We start from the raw sequence: 19,216 nt of genomic DNA, 5'->3' as shown, positions 1-19,216 counted from the left end.
ACACGGGAAAGGGATCAACGTACGGGAGGAACGGATCATGGTCATCGTCAACGAGTGGCAGATGGTGGACAACATCGCCGCCGGGCTCGGCTTCGGCGCTGCCATCGGCCTGGAACGGCAGTGGCGGGCCCGGATGGCCGGGCTGCGGACGAACGCGCTGGTGGCCGCCGGGTCCGCGCTCTTCGTCCTGTTGTCCAACTACGGCTTCGCACAGGCCACCAGCACCATCGGGTACGACGGCTCGCGCGTCGCGGCCCAGATCGTCTCCGGCATCGGCTTCCTCGGAGCCGGCGTCATCATCCGGGACGGGCTCAGCGTGCGCGGGCTCAATACCGCGGCCACCCTGTGGTGTTCGGCCGCGGTGGGCGCCCTGGCCGGTACGGGGCTGTACATCCTGGCGGGACTCGGCACAGCGGCCGTGGTCGGTGCCAACCTGGTGCTGCGCCCGCTGGGCAGGCGCCTGGACCGGGAGCCGCGCGGCGGCGCCGAGGTCGCCACCGACTACTACTTCGAGGCGGTGTGCGCCGAGTCCGAGGAGGCACACATCAGGGCCCTGATCGTCCAAGCCGTCGCCCGGCCCGGCTTCCGGCTGCGCTCGGTCTTCAGTCGCGACGCCGAGGCAGGCAAAGTCACCGTCGCCGCGGAACTCACCACCGAGCGGCGTGACGACTCCCTCCTCGAAGCGGCCGTCAGCCGACTGTCGTTGGAGCCCGCAGTCTCCGCAGTCAGCTGGACGGTCATCGGCCACCCGGACGAGGACGACGTCAACTACCCCACGGACGAGGCGCCCCACCACCGCTTGAGGAACCTGTTCACCGGGTGGGTCCGTACGGGAACCCGCCGGCGGTAGCCAGATAGCGGGGACGGCGGAAGAAGGTCTCCAGCACCCATACTGAACGCATGAATTACGTTTCAATGTTCCGTCGAACCAGCGTGCGGAAAATGTCCGCACTATGGCATGACGGTGTCGCCGGTAAAGATTAGTCATTGAATTCCATCTGGCATCTTCCACCTGGATCGGCCCCGCAGTACGGTGGCTGCAATACGGCAGGTCTGTACGGCGAAAGCGGCCTCGGCGGATTCTGTGACAGCGTTCCGCATATCGCGGACTGTGGCGCATATCCCTTCACGGAGCCCTTTTCCGGAAGTCACCCTCTCTCGCCGCGCATCTGTGGTGACATTTTTCTTTGGATTCGCGGAGCGGTGAGTTGCGTCCACTCGGGCCGATGACGGCCCACTTCCCATTATTTTCCCGCACTGCGACGTGTAATCACTTCTGCCCCGACGCAGTTCCAATTCCTCTTGGAAGGGGGAAGCGTGTCAACTCAAGGAAATGTCCATGGAAATCCGCAGGAAGGCGCCGTCGAAGGTGCGGGCGCGACGTCGAAGTGGCGTCGCCGTCTGACCCGCCTCGGTGTCTACAGCCTGTTCGCGGTGCTGGCCGGAACCGCGGCGACGGCCACGGCAGCGCCCGCCACGCAGTCGCCGGCGGTCAGCGCCGCACCCGTGTCCATCACCTGCCCGAACGGCACCGGCACCGTGGCGGTGACCGACGCCGACCCTGGTAAGCCGGTCATGTATCAGGCAAAGGGCACCTGCTCGGTCACGGGCACGGAGAACGGCACCGCCAGCGGCATCGCCACGTTCTCCATCCCCCGGAACAACTGCGCGAACGCAACCACACCCGTCACGGGGACCATTACCTGGCCCGATGGGAAGAAGAGCACCGTGACGGCCACCGTGGTGTGGGCCGCCACTGCCGGAAAGGGAATCACCGCCAGCATCTCCAACGGCTCGATTACAAGCGGTGCCTTCACAGGAGCCGTGGTGAACGGTACCGCCAAGGCCGCTCAACAGGTCGAGGTCAACTGTCTCACCAGCGGGACCTTCAATGGGGCCACCGGCACCGGCTCCGGGACGCTGAGCGGTAGCTGACGGTCTCCCTCACGAATGCGGGGTGCACTGTGCGACGAGAGCAGTCATGTCGAGCCGAGGCGACGTCACCGGGCACCGCCGTGACCAGTCCGTGCTCCGTGGCGGAGAATCCCCGGGTGGATCCGCGTCCGGTCCGTTCGGCGTCGCCCATTCCCGGTCATGTCGCCATCGTCATGGATGGGAACGGGCGTTGGGCCACCCGACAGGGTCTTACGCGCGCCAGGGGCCACGTAGCCGGCGAAAAGGCGCTGTCGCAGGTCGTCGAAGCCGCCGTCGAGATCGGTGTTCGCCATTTGACGGTATTCGCGTTCTCCACCGAGAACTGGTGCCGTCCCGCGGCCGAAGTCGACTTCCTCATGACGCTGATGCAGCGCACCCTGCGCAATCGTCTCCAGCGGCTGCATGCCAACGCCGTGCGCATCCGCCACCTGGGGCGACGCACCGGACTTCCGCCCGCACTCGTCAGCGAGATCGAGACGGCCGAGCAACTGACCGCCGGCAACGACCGGCTCACCTTGAGCGTGTGCCTCGACTACGGAAGCCGGACGGAACTTGTGGACGCGGCGCGCCGTATCGCCGAGGCCGCCGCCCTCGGCACGCTCGACCCGGCGTCCCTCGACATCCCGACGTTCGCCCGCCACCTCTACGCACCCGACCTCCCGGACGTCGACCTGTTCATCCGTACTGCCGGCGAGCAGCGCCTCAGCAACTTCCTTCTCTGGCAGTGCGCTTACGCCGAACTCGTCTTCGTCGACATGCCATGGCCCGACTTCGACCGTCATCACCTGCGGCAGGCGGTGGAGATCTACGCGACCCGCAACCGCACCTTCGGAACAGTCGAGGAACCAGAGCGCGGCACCGCGCGGTCCGCACCCGGGAGGCAGCCGTGTACCTCGACCAACGCGCCCTGACCCGCGCCGGCATCCACGATCCGCTCCAGCACCCCCATGCGCGGATGGCGCCGCACCTGGGCGGTCCCCTGCTGACATCCCGGGCTCGCCGTTCCGGTACGGGAGCGGGCCCCGCGCGGCACTGGGAGGGAGCCGCGTGTTCGTGAGGCTCGGACGTGCCGCCTCCCACCACAGATGGATCTTTCTCGTGGTGCCCTTGATGCTGGCCGCACTGGCCGCGGTCGCGGCGTCCGACATCCACGACCGGCTCAGTTACGGGGGAATCATCGCGCACGACGCGGAGTCGAACCGGGCCGCGGTGGCAGTGCGGGAGCGCATCGGGCGGGGTGGCGCGGATGTGATCGCCCTCTACCGCAGTCCCCACCACACGGTGGACGAGCCGGTGTTCCGACAGGCGGTGGAGCATTCGCTGGCGTCCGCGCCGAGGGGGACCGTCATCTCCACGATGACGTACTGGTCGCGCGATCTGCCCCCGCTGGTCTCCAAAGATCACCATGCGACCGCGGTCACGATCATGCTCGCCGGAGCGGACGACACGAGTCGAGTGGCCAGTTACCACCGGCTGCGCCCGGCACTGCGGGCCGAGGGTTTCGACGTCGAGTACGCCGGGCCGGTCGCCGTGGTCGACGGGGTCGCCGAGCGTGCCCTGGCGGATGCGCGCCGCGCCGAGCTGGTCGCCTTCCCCCTGGTGCTGGCCCTGCTCCTGCTGCTCTTCCGCAGCTTGGTGGCGGCCCTGTTGCCGGTGGTCATCGGCGGGCTCAGCATCAGCATCACACTTGGCGTTCTGGTGCTGCTGAGCGGCACCGTGGAGATCTCGTTCATCACCGTCAGTCTGGTGACCTCCCTGGGACTGGCCCTGGGAGTGGACGCCGCGCTCTTCGTCGTCGGCCGGTTCCGCGAAGAGCTCACCCACCGTGGCAGCGTGCCGGACGCGGTGGCAGCCACCTGCGCCACCGCCGGCCGCACGGTGTTCCTGTCCGGGACCACCATGACCGGAATCGCGTTGGGACTCCTGCTCTTCCCCATCGGCGTGCTGCGGGCGTTCGGTGTCGGAGCAGCTGCGGTCATCGCCATCAGTGCCGTGCTGAGCGTCACCGCGCTGCCCGCCGCGCTGGCGCTCCTCGGACCGCGCGTGAACGCCGGACGCCTCCGCCGGCCACGGCGTAAGGACGCGGCCCCGGCAGAAGGACCGTGGGCCGGACTGGCCCGGGCTGTGATGGCCCGGCCCGGTCACTACGCGATCGGTGTACTGCTGGCCTTACTTGCCATGACGGCACCGTTCGCGCACATCACTCTCGGGTTCCCCGACCAGCGGACCCTGCCCGCCGACGCACCGGCTCGCCTGGCCTCCGACGCCCTGGGGCGCGACTTCGCGCTCGGGGGGCTGGACGCGGTCCAGGTGGTGGTCACCGTGCCGCAGCACCTGGACACCCACGCCGGACAGCAGACGCTGACGGCCTGGGTCGGCGAACTCGTCCGTCTTCCAGGCACCGGTGCCGGTCTCATCGCCGCGACGTCCGAGCACAGCGCCGTGGTCTATCTGACACACAACAGCAGCGCCGAGGACCCGGCCACCCGCACACTGGTCAGACGCATTCGCGCGCTCTCCCCACCGGACGGTGGACAGGTGCTGGTGGGTGGGTTGTCAGCCATGGCCGAGGACACCCTCCAGCTGCTGGGTCACCGCCTGCCATGGGTCTTGCTCGCCATCGCGGTGTTCACGTATGCGCTGCTGCTGACGGCGTTGCGGTCGGTCGTCCTGCCCGCGAAGGCGTTGCTCGTCAACGCGCTTTCCCTCGGCGCCTCCTTCGGCGCCCTCGTGTGGATTTTCCAGGACGGGCATCTGACGTGGCTGGTCGGCGGGGATCGCATTGGCTACGTCGATGTCGCCCAGCCCGTGACCATGCTTGTCCTGCTGATCGGGCTCTCGATGGATTACGAATTCTTCCTGTTGTCGCGCATCCGTGAGCAGTACGACGCCACCGGGGACAACACCGCCTCCGTCGCAGCCGGGCTACAGCGGTCCGCTCCGGTCATCACCGCTGCCGCGGCGGTGGTTCTGGTGGTGAGCGCGGTCTTCGCCACCAGCAGCGTGAACATGGTCAAAGAGCTGTGTGTCGGAATGTTCATCGCCATCGCCCTGGACGCCACCCTCGTCCGGGCACTGCTGGTTCCGGCGACCATGCGGCTGCTGGGCCGGGCCAACTGGTGGCTGCCCGGCGCGAAGCGACGTCAACGGCCCTGATCCGACGCCTTCGTGGAGCGGGTCCGGCACGTTCACATGCCGGACCCGGCCGTGTCAGCCATTCATGGCCGCCCAGAACTCCTCGAAGGACATCTTGCGGTCGCCGTCGGTGTCGACGGAGTCGATCAGCTCCTGAGCCTGCGACTCGGTGAGCTCCAAGCCCTCCAACTCCGCAACGACCTTCCGGTACTCCTCCGCGGTGACCTGACCGTCCCCGTCGATGTCGTAGCGCTCGAAAACCTTCCGCGCCGCCGCCTCCACTATGTCTGCCATGTGCTCCGCCCTTCTGCGATCTTGCTGACGGACCCAGGTTAACCGTCCGTCCGGAACAACGCGGGTCCGCCCAACCCGCCGGACCGCTATGGGCTGGGCTCGCCAGGAGGCATCAGGCTGGCTGTGCGGGCGTCCCATGGTGGGTGCGGCGCCGGAGTCGTACGACGATGGCCGCCAGTACGGCGGCGCCGAAAGGGTAAGCGGCGATGAAGCCGTCGTCCGGCAGGAAACCGAGGGACGCGAAGTCGCGCCAGGCCAGGATCGCGGCCGCCGTGAGCACGCCGGCTGCCGCGGGGAGGGCGCGTCTGCCGCCGCGCGCCAGAGCGACGAAGAGGAAGACCGCGAGCAGAGCCGGGGGCGCCAGCCTTTCCACGGACCACAGCACCCCGCCGACGCCCGGCCTGTCCCACTCCGTGAGTTGGGGGAAGAAGCCGGACCCCGCGGCCACTTGTGTGACGAAGACCGTCACGGCCACGACCGCGATCATCGTCCGGTCACGGCGCGAGACGGCGGGCAGATCAAGGGGGCAGCCCAGCAGGATCAGGACGACGCACGTGGGACAGAGGATGTTCACGAGGGCGGCTGCCGGGCCGTCAGCGCAGTGATGGTAGACGAGGTAGCTCCCCATCCCCGCCCACTGCACGATCTCCTCGGTCACGACACCGAACGCCGCGAGCATCCGCGCCGAGCCCCACCGCCCTCCCGCCGCGCACAGCACCGCCGAGGTCAGGGCCAGGGCGGTCCCCGTCCCTACGGCCCATGCCCACGCCCCGTTCTGTCGGACTATGGGGTGGGCCGCATTCCTCAGCAGGCGGAAGAGGGCGGGGGCACACACGACGGCCAGGACGTAGGGCGCGGCGGCGGCCAGCAAGCGGCCGGCCGGGTTGGCGGACGTCAGGCTCAGCCGCACCCGCAGAGCATGGCCGGTCAGGTCGGCGGCTTCGCGGAGGCGGGCCGGTTTCGTGGCGCCCTGGGTGGCTTCGGCGTAGATGGCGGCGATCTCCTCGCCGTGCTCGCGCCGGTAGTGCGCGGGGTAGAGGCGCAACAGCCGTGTTTCCGGGGCCTGTTCACTCTGCGTTTCGCTATCCGGAGCCGGAGTGCGCCCGGTGGTGTGGCGCGGGGCGGGTGCCTGGTTCACGCGGTGGCCCCCTTCGGGCCGGGGCGGTGCAGGGCGAGGCGGCGCTCGGCCTCGGAGGCGGTGGCGTGGAGACGCTCGGCCTCGGAGGCCAGTGTGGCGCGTCCGGCGGGGGCCAGGGTGTACGTACGGCGCAGCCGCCCGCTGACGATCTCCTCGCTGTGGACCTGGATTTGGCCGTCCTTGAGCAGGCGTTCCAGTGCACTGTAGAGAGTGCCGGTACGCAGGGTGACGCGACCGCCGGAGATCTTCTTGACCTCCTGAAGGATCGCGTACCCGTGGCGGGGCTCGTCCGCGAGGGCGGTGAGGAGAAGCAGGGTGGGTTCCTGCAGGGCACGGTCAGACATGTGGCAAGCATATGCCGATCGCCGACATATGCTCTCGCTCCTCGCCGGGCTTCCGGATGAGGCAGGCAAGAAGACACAGGGGCGCGCCGTCACGCAACACAGATCAGCGCAGATATTCCCGTGGACGTCATATATCGATGAACGTCATATGCTGGTGAGGTGTACATCGGTAAGTCGATGTCGGACGTCAGGCGGTCTCCGTGGGCAAGTGCCAGGTCAGAGGTATCTCCGCATGTGGACACCCCGTCCATGAACCCTGCGCGCACAGCGCCCGCACAGTGCCCGCTGTATCGCGTCATGCCCTCCTCGCTCCTCCGCCGGTCGACTCGGCGGCCACCGCTGCTGTCGCCGCGCCGCCAGGCACCGGCCGACGCCGGTTGACAGCGGCCCTTGCCGTCCCCGCGGCCCCCGCCCTGCTGGCCGTCGCCCTTGGTCTGTGGGGTATCGCCCGGGACGGCGCCGCCTGGCGGGACGAGGCCGCGACCTGGCAGGTGGCTCGGCGTTCCCTGCCGGAGATCTGGCACATGCTGGACACGGTCGACGTCGTCCACGGCCTCTACTACGCGCTGATACACGGCGTCTTCGAGATATTCGGCGCCGGACTGCTCGCCCTGCGCGCGCCATCCGTGCTCGCCGTCGCCGCCACGGCGGCACTCACCGCTGCCGTCGGGCGTAGACTCGCCGGGCCATGGGTCGGTATCGGCGCCGGAATCGTGCTGGCCCTCCTTCCCAACATGCAGCGGTACGCGCAGGAGGGACGTTCCTATGCGCTGGTCGCCGCCGCCGTGGCACTGGCCACCTGGCTGCTGGTGGGCGCGCCGGCCCGGGCCGGCGCGCGCCTCACTCGGTACCGGCGTTGGAGCGCCTACGCCGCCGTGCTGTTGACCGCCGCGTATCTCAACTGGTTCTCCTTGCTGGCCCTGCCCGCCCACGCCATGACCGTCCTGATCGCGTACCGACGCGGTGCCCGCCGCCTCCTGGCGCCATGGACCGCGGCCGCCCTGGTCACAGTGGCGGGAACGCTGCCGCTGATCCTGGCCAGCTACCCCCAGTCGGGCCAGATCTCCTGGATCGGACCCGTGACCTGGACCACCATCACCGCCATGGCCGCCGTCTTCTCGGCGGCACTGCTCTGCGCCCGGCTCCCCTACGGTTCAGCAGCCCGTACGGCTCCGGCCGCCCGCATGACCTTGGCCTCCGTCGGACTTCCGCTCCTCACGGCACCCCAACTCGGCCTGCTCCTGGCCTCGTTCGTCAAACCGCTCTACGTGGACCGCTATGTCCTCTTCGCAAGCCTCGGCTTCGCGCTGCTCCTCGGGGCAGGCACCGCCGCCATCGTTCAGGCGCTTCCCGTGCGCCGCCGACTCGCCCTCCTGGTCACCACCGCCATCGCCTTCCTCGCGCTGCTCCCCACGGAACTCGGTCTGCGATCAGCGACAAGCCGGACGGACGACGTCATGGCCACGGCCGAGAAGGTCGCCACGGTCGCCCGCCCCGGCGACGGCGTACTCTTCCTCCCCGCCGCCCGCCGCGATACGGCGTCGGTAACCCCCACTGCTTTCACCGGACTTCACGATCTCGCCCTCGCCGACGACGCCATATCCTCCGGCACCCTGGAGGGCATCGAGGCCGGGCCCGATGCCATCCGTGTCGCCATGCTCGCCCAGCCCCGTATCGTCCTGGTCACCGATCCGGACGTGGCCTCTCGCGACCTGGCCTCGGAACGCGAAGCCACCAAACGACGCACCCTGGACGAGCACTTCATCCACACCGGCATCTGGAAGGCCGGCGGCCGGCTCGTGGAGATCTACGAGCGAGCCCGCTGACCCCGCCCTCACGCCTGCGGCCAGGTACGGCATCGCGCCGTTCAGCCGGCCGCCCGGGGCGGAGAGGCGGAACGGCCTGGTGGCGGGAACCGTCCGGGGTGGCGTCCCGTTCCACGCATTCTGACAGCTCGTCAGCGGGATGGCCGCGTCGACATCTCACCCATTTCAGGGATAAAGCCGATTTTCCGAGTGCCTTGCCCCCGCTGCATCACACCTTGGGCGAGCCTTGTCATGCCTCCACAGGCCGAGCCGATCCCCGACCACTCGAAAGGATGTGCAGTGTTCCGTTCCCGACACAGGCGCGGCCTGATCGCCGCGCTCATCGCTGCACTCACCGCGATGTCCGGATTCTGGTTCTCGGCCTCCGCCGGCCACGCCGCGCGCCCCACTCCGGCGCGACACCGCTCACCCGACACCGGCTCCGCCGTACGACACGACACCTCTCGCACCCTGCGGTCCATGGCCGCCGCGCACGGCCACCATCGCGGGCGCGGCGGCACGAGGCAGCAAGGCCAGAAGCGCAGGCAGCTGCCGCATCCACCCGCTTCATCCGTTCCGGACTCGGTGGTGCAGCCGAGCCCCCGCGGCTCCGCCGCTCCCACCTCGGGGGCCAACTTCGAGGGCATCGGCGCCGGCAACTACTCGGTCGCCGGGCTCCCGCCGGACCCCAACGCGGCCGCCGGCTCCAGTCAGATCGTCGAGACCGTCAACACCGCCTACGCGGTGTATACGAAGAGCGGGGCCACCGTCCTCGGCCCGACCAACACCAACGTCCTGTGGTCCGGGTTCGGCGGCCCCTGCGAGTCCACCAACGATGGTGATGCCGTGGTGCGTTGGGACAGCCTCGCAAGTCGGTGGGTGGTCACCCAGTTCGCCAACGTCCGGTCCACCTCGGGCCCGTACTACCAGTGCGTGGCCGTCTCCACCGGCGGGGACGCCACCGGCAGCTACCACCGCTACGCGTTCCAGTACGCCAGCTTCCCGGACTACCCGAAGCTGTCGGTGTGGCCCGACGCCTACTACGTCACGTACAACATGTTCAGCTCCTCCGGCAGTTTCCTGTACGCCGAGGCGTGCGCGCTGAACCGGGCGAACATGCTGACCGGCGCCGGCGCCGCGCAGCAGTGCTTCACCACGTCATCCTCGTACGGCGGGTTGCTCGGCGCGGACCTGGACGGCCGGACCGCTCCCCCGTCCGGGGAGCCAGAACTGATGATGGACCTGGGGACCTCCAGTTCGGGGCTGGCTTACTGGAAGTTCCACGTCGACTGGAGCAACCCCGCCAACTCCACCTTCACCGGCCCGTCGACGCTGGCCGTGGCCCCCTACACCACCGCCTGCGGCGGTTCAGGGGCCTGCATTCCGCAGAGTGGCACCAGTCAGCAACTCGAATCCGTCTCCGACCGGTTGATGTTCCGGCTGGCCTATCGCAACTACGGCGAACACGAGTCCCTCGTGGTGAACCACGCGGTGACCGCAGGAAGTTCGGTGGGCGTGCGCTGGTACGAGTTCCGGCTGTCGGGCGGCACCCCCACCGTCTACCAGCAGGGCACCTACGCGCCCGACTCCACATTCCGCTGGGTCGGTTCGATGGCCCTGGACAAGGTCGGCAACATCGGGCTCGGCTACTCGCAGTCCTCGTCGTCGACGCATCCATCGATCCGCTACACCGGCCGGCTGGCCGGCGACACACCCGGGCTCATCACGCAGGGCGAGAGCACCGCGATCACCGGCGGCGGCTCCCAGACAGGGGTCGAACGCTGGGGTGACTACACCTCCATGGCCGTGGACCCGGCGGACGACTGCACGTTCTGGTACACGAACGAGTACATCCCGACCAACGGCAGCTACAACTGGCACACCAGACTGGCCTCGTTCACGCTGCCCAACTGCACTTCCTCCACAGCGAGTTCCCCCACGCCAAGTCCCACCACACCGAGTCCTTCCGCACCAGGTCCCACCACACCAAGTCCCACCACAGCGGGCAACAACTTCTCTATGGTGGTCAGTCCGGCCTCCCCCAGCGCGACCGCCGGGTCGCGGGTCACCACCACGGTCTCCACCCGGGTCACCTCCGGCTCGGCGCAGCCCGTGAGACTGTCGGTATCCGGGCTGCCGAGGGGAACCACCGCACGCTTCAACCCGGCGTCGGTCACCGCGAACAACAACACCTCCACGCTGACCCTTTCCACGTCTACCTCGACCCCGCCGGGCACGTACCGCATCGTCGTCACCGGCGCCGGCGCATCCACCACGCACACGACGACCTTCACCCTCACGGTCACCGACTGCGGCTGCCGTACGGACCCCGGCGGCGGCCTCGAATCCGGCAAGCCGGCCGGCCAAAAGCCGCCCGGCACCAAGCCGACGACCGGCTCCCGGACGCACGGCGGCGCGGCACGGCCCAAGCCCACGGCGCTGCACCCACCGACAGCCCACCGCCGGCCGACGGCGCCCCACCCACCGATGACGCCGCACGGCCCCACGGCGCCCCACCAACCGCCGAAGCCGCACCGACCACCGGCGCCTCACCCGCCAACAGCGCCTCGCCGACCAACGGCCACCCATCGCCCGCCCAGACCAGCCTCACCGCACCCATCAGCAACATCGGCGGCATCGGCAACGCCGGCACACCCGGCTTCCCGCCGCACGTGACCCGCTTGCCTCCGGGGGCGTCGTCCCAGCCCTGATGCGACGCCGCCGCCCGGAGTTCTTCCGCGACGGTTTCTTTGGCCCGTACGGGCAGCGGCCGCCGCCCTCATACGCACCGACCGGGCCGCCGTCCTGCAGTGGGCACCTAGAGCGGTGTCGCGGACGGCGACGATCGCGGCCTTCGTGGACCGGGAGAGCGGCGTCAGAACCAGTCGAGCATGGACCCGAAGTCGCGGAACGGCGCCAAGCCATACGGTCCCAGGCCGACCATCCCGGAGCCGAACCCGCCGAGCAGGTCCCCCAGGCCGCGGACATTCCCCAGGTCGAAACCGCCCGTGCCAGCACTCGAACGGGCGCTACCGGGACCGGTACTCACCAGACCTCCACCACCCGGACCCCCACCACCGGGGCTGGTGCCGACTCCCCCACCAACCGGAGCCTCTCCGCCGGGACCGGTGCCTTCTCCCCCACCACCGGGACCAGTGCTGCATGGACTGACACCACCGGGACCGGTACCAGTCGGCTCCCCGGGAGCGGTACCAGTCGGCTCGCCACCCCCCGGACCCGTACCAGTCGGCTCCCCACCACCGGGACCCGTACCGGTCGGCTCCCCACCGCCCGGACCGGTACCAGTCGGCTCCCCGGGAGCGGTACCAGTCGGCTCGCCACCCCCCGGACCCGTACCAGTCGGCTCCCCACCACCCGGACCGGTACCAGTCGGCTCCCCACCGCCGGGACCAGTGCCAGTCGGCTCGCCACCCCCCGGGCCGGTATTAACCGCACCGCCGCCACCGATACCACCGTCACCCGAGCCGGAGTCGCCGCACGCACACGCGTCGCACCCGTCGTGACGCTGCATGCGGCCGTGTTCACCACTCACCCTCAAGGACCGGCCGTGAGAGACGGCCTGGGATATTTCGGCGATCGGGACAACGGTAGCCGCGCTCGCCACCACGACGGCAAGCGAACGGCCTATGAACGTACGCATCGCTTCTCCTAATCGACAGGCAATCGGACGCCGAATGAATACCTCCCCACGCCCGATGTCACACCGGCGCCCCGAAAATCCACTCCAACGGCCGGATGTCGTTACCCTGATCGCCGCAACGATCAGACACCCGCCAAACGTGAAGCACACCGGCCCGGGCCTGAGCAGGTCACGGCACGGGGCGGCATCGGCATCGGCCCTGAGACACTGCTGTCACTCGAACTCGCACACGGCATAGACGGTGGCCGTCCCCGTTGAAAATTTCCACACGCCACCATCTGTCACTCGCACCGTCCAGCCCTGCCCATCATCCGTCGGGTGGTCGGCCCACGCGAACAATCTCAAGCGCCCGGAGTCGAATCCGCCACCAACGACCGCAGAGCCCTCGGGGCATCGTGCGGTGCCCTCTCCGTACGCTCCCCAGTACCCTGCCCTTACCGAGAATTCCTGCTGGACGATCTGCTTAGCGGGGGCAGCCTGCGCTGGGGCGGCAAGGGCGCCCAGAAGCACGGTGGACCCGAGAATAGTGCTGGCGATGCGATACACAAATTGCCCCTTTTCCCTCTGGGATTGAACCACGATGCAGGTTGCCTGGATTTCACCGACTAGATACCGACCCCTTGCCGAAATCACCTAATGAGAGGGGGAGCGGCGCTCCCATCCCTCATTGGAGGTGCCATGCCCCGAAACCGCTGCTCGGCCCACCGGTAAATGACGGACCGGAGCCCGGGCATGAGAATGCTGAGCACGGCCAAGATCAGGCTCTACTGCTACTTCTGCCCGACGGCCAACTGCAGGGCTGAAGACCGCCGGTTAGCGGCAGCTCACGTCGTCTGTGTGACCGGCGCCAAGAACATCGTCCGCGGTGACGACGACGCTCACCCGTTGCGCCTGGCCCTGCTCAACGACTCCCTCGACGGCCCTGTGAAGGGACGGCCAAGCGGCCGGCCGTGGTAGCGGGATCCTCGGCACGGGTCAGAAAGCGGTGTGGGCGAACCAACGGTCGAGTGCCGCGGTCTCACCCGAGACGTGGAAGGCGGTTTCCTGGTACGACCGTCGCCCATAGAGCAACATCAGAAGGTCCGTTGCCTGGCCCCGAACCGCTGCCTGTGCTCCGGACGGCCCGGCGTCAGTCCCTGCCGACCGGCTCGGCAGCAGGCGGAAGCCGTCCGGGTTCAACCGCACGCGCCACTCCTCGCCGATGCGGCCGGCACCGTCCAGGCACTGGAAGGCGATCACCTCGCCGTCGCCGCGCAGCTTCGTCACGGCCGGGGCGAAGAGTCCCGCGTAGGGCAGGTTGACGAGGAACTCGTCCACTCCGTCCGCTGCCAGCGTGGGATCGACGTCCGATTCCCGGCCCACCGCACGCTCCGCGTCCACCCGGTGCACAAGAGTTTCGAACAGCATCCGACGGGCCCAGAACCGCGCATGCTGGTCCTCTCCCCAGGCCCACATGGCAGCCAGCGGATCTGTCGCCCGCAGCACGGCGCTTACCGCAGGCACACCCTGCGCCACCCAGTCGGCGTACTCCTCGACACGTTCCGGCAGCCCCAACTCCACCTCACGGCTACGTGGCGGCTCCTGCACCAGGCGGCTCAGCAACGTGCAGAACCAGCGCTGCAACGCTCCCACGTGCTGCGTGAGCTCGGTCAGCGTCCAACCAGGACAGGAGGGTACGGCGGTACCGGGGTCCACGCCTTTGACCACCTCGGCGAAGCGCAACGTCTCCTGCTCGATCGCCCGCTGATAGGTGCCGTAGGGCAGAGGGTGCCCCGCCCTGTTCGTCGTCTCCATCTGCTGTCGCCTTCCGTCCATGGCGCGGATCCGTCGTGATCGGACCGACCCGTCGCGATCAGTGTGAGCGTTGGAGTCCACTCGAAGGCAAATGCGGGGCAGATCCGGAGCAGACCGGAGTACCGCCTGGTCCGACCGGGTCACTCCGCTCGTCGGTTGACCGGCCGGAATCCGGCGCGGCAGGTCGATCGGCCATCGACGCGGACGCGCCGGGGCACGGTGCGCCGTGCCGGACGGTGTCAGCCGGTCAGAGCGGCGAGAGTGGCGTCGAGGTCGTCGGTGGCCTGGGACTGGTTGTGGGGGAGTTTGGCGAGGACCTTGGCCATGCCGCAGGTGTTGGTGAGGGCGGAGAAGACCAGGCCGCCGGCGATGCCCGCGGACAGCAGGCGGGCCTTGGGCCAGCGCCGACCGGTCAGCAGTCCGGTCAGGACGAGGCAGCCGGCGGCGAGGCGGACCTGGCGCTCCATCGCCCACACGGCGCGAGCGCCGGCGAGGCGCTGGACATCGTGGCCGAGTTGCGTCCAGGCGGTGGTGCCGCCGGTCAGGTTGGCGGCGGCGATGCCGTGCTGGGCCAGGCGCTCACGGGCCTGGTCGGAGCGGGTACCGGAAGCGCACACGAGGAGGAGGTCGCCACGGCCGGCGGCGGTTTTCAGGGCGGGAAGGGCCACGTCGAGGTGGTCCAGGGGGATGTTGTGTGCGCCGGGCAGATGGCCGGAGGCGTATTCGGCGGGGGTGCGGACGTCGATGACGGTCAGCTCGTGCAGGCGGGTGTGGGCCTGGGTGGCGGTGAGGGCGGTAGTGGGTGCCACAGGGATTTTCCTTTGCTCTTCGTGGATTCCCCCTTCGATAGGTTACCCAACGGGGCATTCCCGTGAAGGAGTTCGGGCTGTGGATTTGGCGCCGGCGGCCGACGACGGCTTTACGGGGCCGAACGGCGGCGCCTGCCGACGGAAGAGGAGCGGATGGCGGAGGCGGGCACGAGGCGGAAGACGCGGAGGGGCCGGTTCGCGGCGCGGGCCACGTAGTGGTCGTACACCGGGAGGGCGGTGAGAATCCTGGGGCGTTCCGCGCGCACCTCCTCCGGAGTGAGGAGGCAGGCGGTCACCGGGTGATTGCGGCCACCGCTGGTCACCGTGGCCGGCGGGTGGCGAAGGAGGTTCTCGCTCCACAACGGGTGCCGCGGGCGGCCGAAGTTGGAGGCGATGACGAGCCAGGCGCCGTCCGGGTAGGGGTAGGCGCAGACCGGGGTGGTGTGCGGGTGGCCGTGGGGGTGCCGGGTGGTGAGCAGGATGGTGGGGAGAAAGAGGCGGCTGGGCATCCAGTGGCCGCGGGTGGCCCGGTGGGCCAGGCGGTCGCACGCCGGCAGCAGATGGGGGGCCAGCGCGTAGAAGAGGCGAGTGCGGCCGAGGCGGCTGATGAGTGGGTGGACGGGCCGCGTCCGCTCGCCGCTCATGCCGTCGGCCACCGGGCAAGGGCCCGTTCCGCCATGGCGGTTATGGTGAGCGCGGGGTTGCAGCCGAGGTTGGTGGGGACGGCGGAAGCGTCGACTATGTGCAGGTCCGGGTGGCCGTGCACCCGATGGTGGACGTCCGCGACGCTGGTGTCCGGGTCGTCGCCGAGCGGGCATCCGCCCAGCAGGTGGGCGGTGAAGGGCAGACGCAGCAATCGGCCCCACCACAGTACGTGGGTGCGGCCCCCGACGTTCTCGGCGTAGCGGTGGGCCACCGCCCGGGCTGCGGCCAGGCTGACTGGTTCGGCCGGGCCCTCCCCCGGTCGGAAGGTCATCCGCCCCCACCGGTAGTGGCTGGTGAGGCCGGAGTCGGCGTTCTCCATGGCGAACAGCAGGGCGGTGTGCGGTCCGAAGCGCCGCACCGGTGGTATGAACGCGGCGCCCAGCGGATGGAACTTCGAGCCGAGGCGGGCGAGTTGGACCAGGGTCTGGTCGTCGGGGCGCAGTGCGGAGCTGATGACGACACCGGGGCCCACCTGGGCACCGGGATCCGAGATGGCGAGCGGCACTTCCCGGTTGGTGCGGGTGCCCGTGCCCAGGGCGGGAGAGAGGCCCGGGAGGATGCCGGCGGCCCGGCAGCGGTGCAGGAGCTCCACCGTGCCCCAGGCACCGGCGGCCAGTACGACCTGGTCGGCTTCGAGCGTCTCGCCCCGCCGGCGGATCAGCGCGTCCGACCGCACCGTAGGGAGCCGCCATCCGCCGCCCGGCCGCGGGTGGAGCGAGGTGACGGTGGTGCGGGGGCGGATGCGGGCACCCAACTGCTCGGCGAGACAGAGGTAGTTCTTCACCAGAGTGTTCTTCGCGCCGACCCGGCAGCCGGTGAGACAGTGTCCGCATCCGGTGCAACCCGTACGGTCGGGGCCCCGGCCGGCGAAGTACGGGTCGGCGGCGGGCACTCCCGGGGAGCCGAAGTACACGCCGACCCGGGTGGGATGGAAGGTGTCGGTCACCCGCAGGTCGTCCGCGACCCGGCGCAGCGCGGCGTCGCCGCCGGTGTCGCCGTCGATGTCGATGTCGCCGTCGATGTCGCCGTCGGGCAGCGGCACGGTCGTGGTGCCGAGCATGCGTTCCGCGAGGTCGTAGCAGGGGGCGAGTTCGGTCTGCCAGTCGACCGAGGGATCCCAGCCGGGTGCGCGGAAGATCTCGGGCTGCGGGCGGTAGTGCACCCCTGCGTAGGCGAGCGAGCCGCCACCGACGCCGATGCCCGTGAGGGTCAGCAGCCTACGGCGCGCGCGGACCTGGACGATGCCGGACATTCGTAGCTTCGGCGCCCACACCAACCGGTGCAGCTGCCAGGGGGAGCGTGCGAAGTCGGCGTCGGCGAAGCGGCGGCCCGCCTCCACGACGGTGACGTCGTACCCCTTCTCGGCGAGCCGTAGTGCGGCCACCGCACCGCCGAAGCCGGAACCGACAACCACTACCCCAGACCTCGACATGCCGGATATTCTACCAATGACGCCATGTCAATAGCCATAACTCCCCTGTGTAGGTGGTTCTTTGAGCGTCCCTACCGCACCCTGGGCCGTGCCGCCACCAATCGGCCATGGTGGTCAACTCTGGTTCCGTCCACTGGAGTTCGTCACCAGCCTCAACGAACTCGGGCCGCTCGTCCGCTTCCGCCCCGGGCTCCGCCCCTGCTACCTGGTCACCGACCCGGAGCTGATGCAGCGCATGCTCGTCACCGGTACCCGGGACTTCGTCAAAGGGCGGCTCACCGACGCCGCGGGCCCGCAGATCGGGGTGAGCCTGGTGATGGACATGCAGTTCCCCGGGCTCACTCCCGCCGCCGCACACCGCCGCCACCGTCGCGCGATCCAGCCGGCTTTCCACCCCTACCGGCTCGCGCGGCAGCTGGAGTTCACCGTGCGGGCCACCGAGGAACGGCTCGCCACCTGGCGTCCCGGGCACCCGCTCCGTCTGGAACGGGAGCTGCTGACGCTCGCCAACCGCATCGCCGCGCACGCCTTCTGCGGCGAACCCGTCGACGAGGTGGCCGCGGCGCTCTCGGCGGTCGAGGCGCACCTCAACACCGGTCTGTACTGGCGAACGGTCGCCCCGCAGTGGACCCAGCGGGTGCCGGTGCCCGGAACCGGCGGCTTCGTGCGGGCCCGGGCCAGGCTGCGCGCCGCGATCGGCGAGGCTCTGCGGGCACGCCGCCGCTCCCCCGGGCGGGATGACGGCGACGTCCTGTCGGCACTGGTGCGCTGCCGCTACCCGGAGGGACTGGGGATCGACGACGCGCAGATCGTCCGGGAGACGTTCTTCTATCTGGTCGCCGGGGCCCATGGGGTCGGTGACGTGCTGCCGTGGGTGTTCTACGAGCTGGCTGCCCATCCGGACGTGGAACACCAACTGCACCAGGAGCTCACCGCGGTGCTCGCGGGGCGGCGGGTCGGGGCGGACGACCTGCCGAAGCTGGCCTACACCCGGCGCGTGGTGCTGGAGGCGCTGCGCCGCTACCCACCGGTGTGGCTGCTGGGGCGACGCACTCTCGACGAGGTCGAGTTCGGCGGCATCCGCATGCCCGCCGGTACGGACCTCGCCTGGTCGGCATATGCACTGCACCACCACCCGCAACACCATCACGACCCGCACCGGTTCGACCCCGACCGCTGGCTTCCCGAACGGTCCCGGACCCTCGCCCCGTGCGCCTACCTCCCCTTCGGAGCCGGGCCGCGCAAGTGCATCGGCGAGCGGATGGCGATGCACCAGATGCTCACCGTGGTAGCCACGATCGCCGCCCGATGGCGGCTGCGGGCCCTGCCAGGCACTCCCGTCCGGCCGTCGGCGCGGATCTTCCTGCGTCCTCAGGCGATGACGATGGTGGCCGAGCCCCGGCTCAGCCGGCCAGCCACAGCACCACGGCAGTGAGCCCGGCGCCCAGCACCCCGCCCGCCCACACCTGACGCCCCGTATGCGCTCCGAGCCGCACCCGCGACCAGCCGACGAGCGCCAGCAGGGGGACCCCGACAACCGCACACCACCCGCTCACCTCGATCGAGAGGAGGGCGACCCCGCCCGCCGCGGCACTGGTGTGCAGCGAAACCTTGCCCCGGCGGGTGCACACCACGAACGCCGCGCCACCCAGCGGAGCGAGCGCCGCGGGCACCAGCAGTTCACGCGGGGCGCCGAGCCGCCAACATGCCAGCCACACCACCAGGGCACCGGCCGTGGCCCAGGCGAGCGGCAGCGGACGTTCGCCCCGGCGGCTCAGCTCCCAGTCAGACCACCAGCCCCGCCGCACTCCCAAGCCGATGGCCATCGCTCCCAGCGCCGCCCATACGGCGGCGGTGATTCCCCACACGGGCGAGGCCGCCCGCCAGCTGAGTGCGCAACCGGCGGCCACCGGCAGTACGGGGGGCGCGAACAGCCTGCCCGTCCAACGGGCCAGCCGGTCGGGCGCGTTACTTGTGCGCGTGCGCCTCTCTGCCACTTCTCACCACCAATTCGCCCAACCGGATGGATTAGGCATGCGAGTTCCACCCTCCAGGTAACGCTCCACACAGATGCGCGGTCAGGATGCGCGGTCAGGGGGTGGCCGATGTCCAGGTTCTCGAACTGGCGGATATCCGCCGCGGCATGGCTGCTCCGCGGTGTTGA

Annotated in this window: 17 protein-coding genes; 8 read left to right on the top strand and 9 right to left on the bottom strand. The window is 69.8% G+C overall.

What is annotated here, in order from left to right:
* The first annotated feature begins 37 nt into the window (after nt 1-37).
* The 4 genes from ACRAS8_RS34605 to ACRAS8_RS34590 all read left to right on the top strand — a co-directional run bounded on the left by ACRAS8_RS34605 (nt 38) and on the right by ACRAS8_RS34590 (nt 5,091).
* Nucleotides 38-850 carry an MgtC/SapB family protein gene (locus ACRAS8_RS34605; RefSeq protein ID WP_438489988.1) on the top strand — a complete coding sequence of 271 codons (813 nt, stop codon included), beginning with the start codon at nt 38-40 and terminating at the stop codon, nt 848-850.
* Between the two features lie 467 nt (nt 851-1,317).
* Nucleotides 1,318-1,935, top strand: a complete 618-nt coding sequence (locus tag ACRAS8_RS34600; protein WP_438489987.1) for a hypothetical protein — start codon at nt 1,318-1,320, stop codon at nt 1,933-1,935.
* A gap of 29 nt (nt 1,936-1,964) precedes the next feature.
* Complete coding sequence (uppS, locus tag ACRAS8_RS34595; protein WP_438489986.1) at nt 1,965-2,846, top strand: polyprenyl diphosphate synthase; 882 nt, start codon at nt 1,965-1,967, stop codon at nt 2,844-2,846.
* Between the two features lie 142 nt (nt 2,847-2,988).
* Nucleotides 2,989-5,091: an MMPL family transporter gene (locus tag ACRAS8_RS34590; RefSeq protein WP_438489985.1), complete on the top strand. Its 2,103-nt coding sequence runs from the start codon at nt 2,989-2,991 to the stop codon at nt 5,089-5,091.
* 54 nt (nt 5,092-5,145) lie between these two features.
* Here the strand turns inward: ACRAS8_RS34590 and ACRAS8_RS34585 are convergent, their stop codons facing one another.
* From ACRAS8_RS34585 to ACRAS8_RS34575, 3 genes are all read right to left on the bottom strand, one after another.
* A complete protein-coding gene (locus tag ACRAS8_RS34585) occupies nt 5,146-5,364 on the bottom strand; it encodes an EF-hand domain-containing protein (protein WP_438489984.1) in 219 nt (72 codons plus the stop codon).
* Nucleotides 5,365-5,476: 112 nt separating this feature from the next.
* Nucleotides 5,477-6,409 (bottom strand): hypothetical protein, encoded by a 933-nt coding sequence (locus tag ACRAS8_RS34580; RefSeq protein ID WP_438489983.1) that lies wholly within the window; start codon nt 6,407-6,409, stop codon nt 5,477-5,479.
* A gap of 89 nt (nt 6,410-6,498) precedes the next feature.
* Nucleotides 6,499-6,846, bottom strand: a complete 348-nt coding sequence (locus ACRAS8_RS34575; protein ID WP_438489982.1) for a PadR family transcriptional regulator — start codon at nt 6,844-6,846, stop codon at nt 6,499-6,501.
* Nucleotides 6,847-7,223: 377 nt separating this feature from the next.
* On the opposite strand from ACRAS8_RS34575, the gene ACRAS8_RS34570 reads away from it, so the two are divergent.
* The gene (locus tag ACRAS8_RS34570; RefSeq protein WP_438489981.1) at nt 7,224-8,672 is read left to right on the top strand and encodes a glycosyltransferase family 39 protein; all 1,449 of its coding nucleotides are present in this window, start codon (nt 7,224-7,226) and stop codon (nt 8,670-8,672) included.
* A 279-nt stretch (nt 8,673-8,951) separates the two neighbouring features.
* Nucleotides 8,952-11,327, top strand: coding sequence for a hypothetical protein (locus tag ACRAS8_RS34565; RefSeq protein ID WP_438489980.1), 2,376 nt, complete (start codon nt 8,952-8,954; stop codon nt 11,325-11,327).
* Nucleotides 11,328-11,526: 199 nt separating this feature from the next.
* Here the strand turns inward: ACRAS8_RS34565 and ACRAS8_RS34560 are convergent, their stop codons facing one another.
* Nucleotides 11,527-11,700 (bottom strand): hypothetical protein, encoded by a 174-nt coding sequence (locus tag ACRAS8_RS34560; RefSeq protein ID WP_438489979.1) that lies wholly within the window; start codon nt 11,698-11,700, stop codon nt 11,527-11,529.
* Between the two features lie 1,344 nt (nt 11,701-13,044).
* On the opposite strand from ACRAS8_RS34560, the gene ACRAS8_RS34555 reads away from it, so the two are divergent.
* Nucleotides 13,045-13,269: a hypothetical protein gene (locus tag ACRAS8_RS34555; RefSeq protein WP_438489978.1), complete on the top strand. Its 225-nt coding sequence runs from the start codon at nt 13,045-13,047 to the stop codon at nt 13,267-13,269.
* An 18-nt stretch (nt 13,270-13,287) separates the two neighbouring features.
* Here ACRAS8_RS34555 and ACRAS8_RS34550 read toward each other — a convergent pair whose 3' ends face one another.
* From ACRAS8_RS34550 to ACRAS8_RS34535, 4 genes are all read right to left on the bottom strand, one after another.
* Nucleotides 13,288-14,106, bottom strand: coding sequence for a maleylpyruvate isomerase family mycothiol-dependent enzyme (locus ACRAS8_RS34550; RefSeq protein ID WP_438489977.1), 819 nt, complete (start codon nt 14,104-14,106; stop codon nt 13,288-13,290).
* A gap of 239 nt (nt 14,107-14,345) precedes the next feature.
* The gene (locus ACRAS8_RS34545) at nt 14,346-14,915 is read right to left on the bottom strand and encodes a rhodanese-like domain-containing protein (RefSeq protein WP_438489976.1); all 570 of its coding nucleotides are present in this window, start codon (nt 14,913-14,915) and stop codon (nt 14,346-14,348) included.
* A 110-nt stretch (nt 14,916-15,025) separates the two neighbouring features.
* The gene (locus ACRAS8_RS34540) at nt 15,026-15,571 is read right to left on the bottom strand and encodes a nitroreductase family deazaflavin-dependent oxidoreductase (RefSeq protein WP_438489975.1); all 546 of its coding nucleotides are present in this window, start codon (nt 15,569-15,571) and stop codon (nt 15,026-15,028) included.
* Nucleotides 15,556-17,052 (bottom strand): FAD-dependent oxidoreductase, encoded by a 1,497-nt coding sequence (locus ACRAS8_RS34535; protein ID WP_438489974.1) that lies wholly within the window; start codon nt 17,050-17,052, stop codon nt 15,556-15,558. The genes ACRAS8_RS34540 and ACRAS8_RS34535 overlap by 16 nt, the downstream gene beginning before the upstream one ends.
* Before the next feature lie 88 nt (nt 17,053-17,140).
* Here ACRAS8_RS34535 and ACRAS8_RS34530 point away from each other — a divergent pair, with 88 nt between their 5' ends.
* The gene (locus tag ACRAS8_RS34530; RefSeq protein WP_438489973.1) at nt 17,141-18,487 is read left to right on the top strand and encodes a cytochrome P450; all 1,347 of its coding nucleotides are present in this window, start codon (nt 17,141-17,143) and stop codon (nt 18,485-18,487) included.
* On the opposite strand, the gene ACRAS8_RS34525 is transcribed toward ACRAS8_RS34530, so the two are convergent.
* Nucleotides 18,456-19,049, bottom strand: coding sequence for a hypothetical protein (locus ACRAS8_RS34525; protein WP_438489972.1), 594 nt, complete (start codon nt 19,047-19,049; stop codon nt 18,456-18,458). The genes ACRAS8_RS34530 and ACRAS8_RS34525 overlap by 32 nt on opposite strands.
* Nucleotides 19,050-19,216: the final 167 nt, after the last annotated feature.

Source organism: Streptomyces sp. S186 (genome assembly GCF_051603415.1).
GTDB lineage: Bacteria > Actinomycetota > Actinomycetes > Streptomycetales > Streptomycetaceae > Streptomyces.
This window is presented reverse-complemented; position numbering and strand designations above follow the sequence as displayed.

What these genes read in the sequence shown, in the direction of transcription:
- ACRAS8_RS34605 (WP_438489988.1), top strand. Translation starts at nt 38, where the DNA reads ATGGTCATCGTCAACGAGTGGCAGATGGTGGACAACATCGCCGCCGGG.
- ACRAS8_RS34555 (WP_438489978.1), top strand. Translation starts at nt 13,045, where the DNA reads ATGAGAATGCTGAGCACGGCCAAGATCAGGCTCTACTGCTACTTCTGC.
- ACRAS8_RS34575 (WP_438489982.1), bottom strand. Translation starts at nt 6,846, where the DNA reads ATGTCTGACCGTGCCCTGCAGGAACCCACCCTGCTTCTCCTCACCGCC.
- ACRAS8_RS34535 (WP_438489974.1), bottom strand. Translation starts at nt 17,052, where the DNA reads ATGTCGAGGTCTGGGGTAGTGGTTGTCGGTTCCGGCTTCGGCGGTGCG.
- ACRAS8_RS34585 (WP_438489984.1), bottom strand. Translation starts at nt 5,364, where the DNA reads ATGGCAGACATAGTGGAGGCGGCGGCGCGGAAGGTTTTCGAGCGCTAC.
- ACRAS8_RS34550 (WP_438489977.1), bottom strand. Translation starts at nt 14,106, where the DNA reads ATGGAGACGACGAACAGGGCGGGGCACCCTCTGCCCTACGGCACCTAT.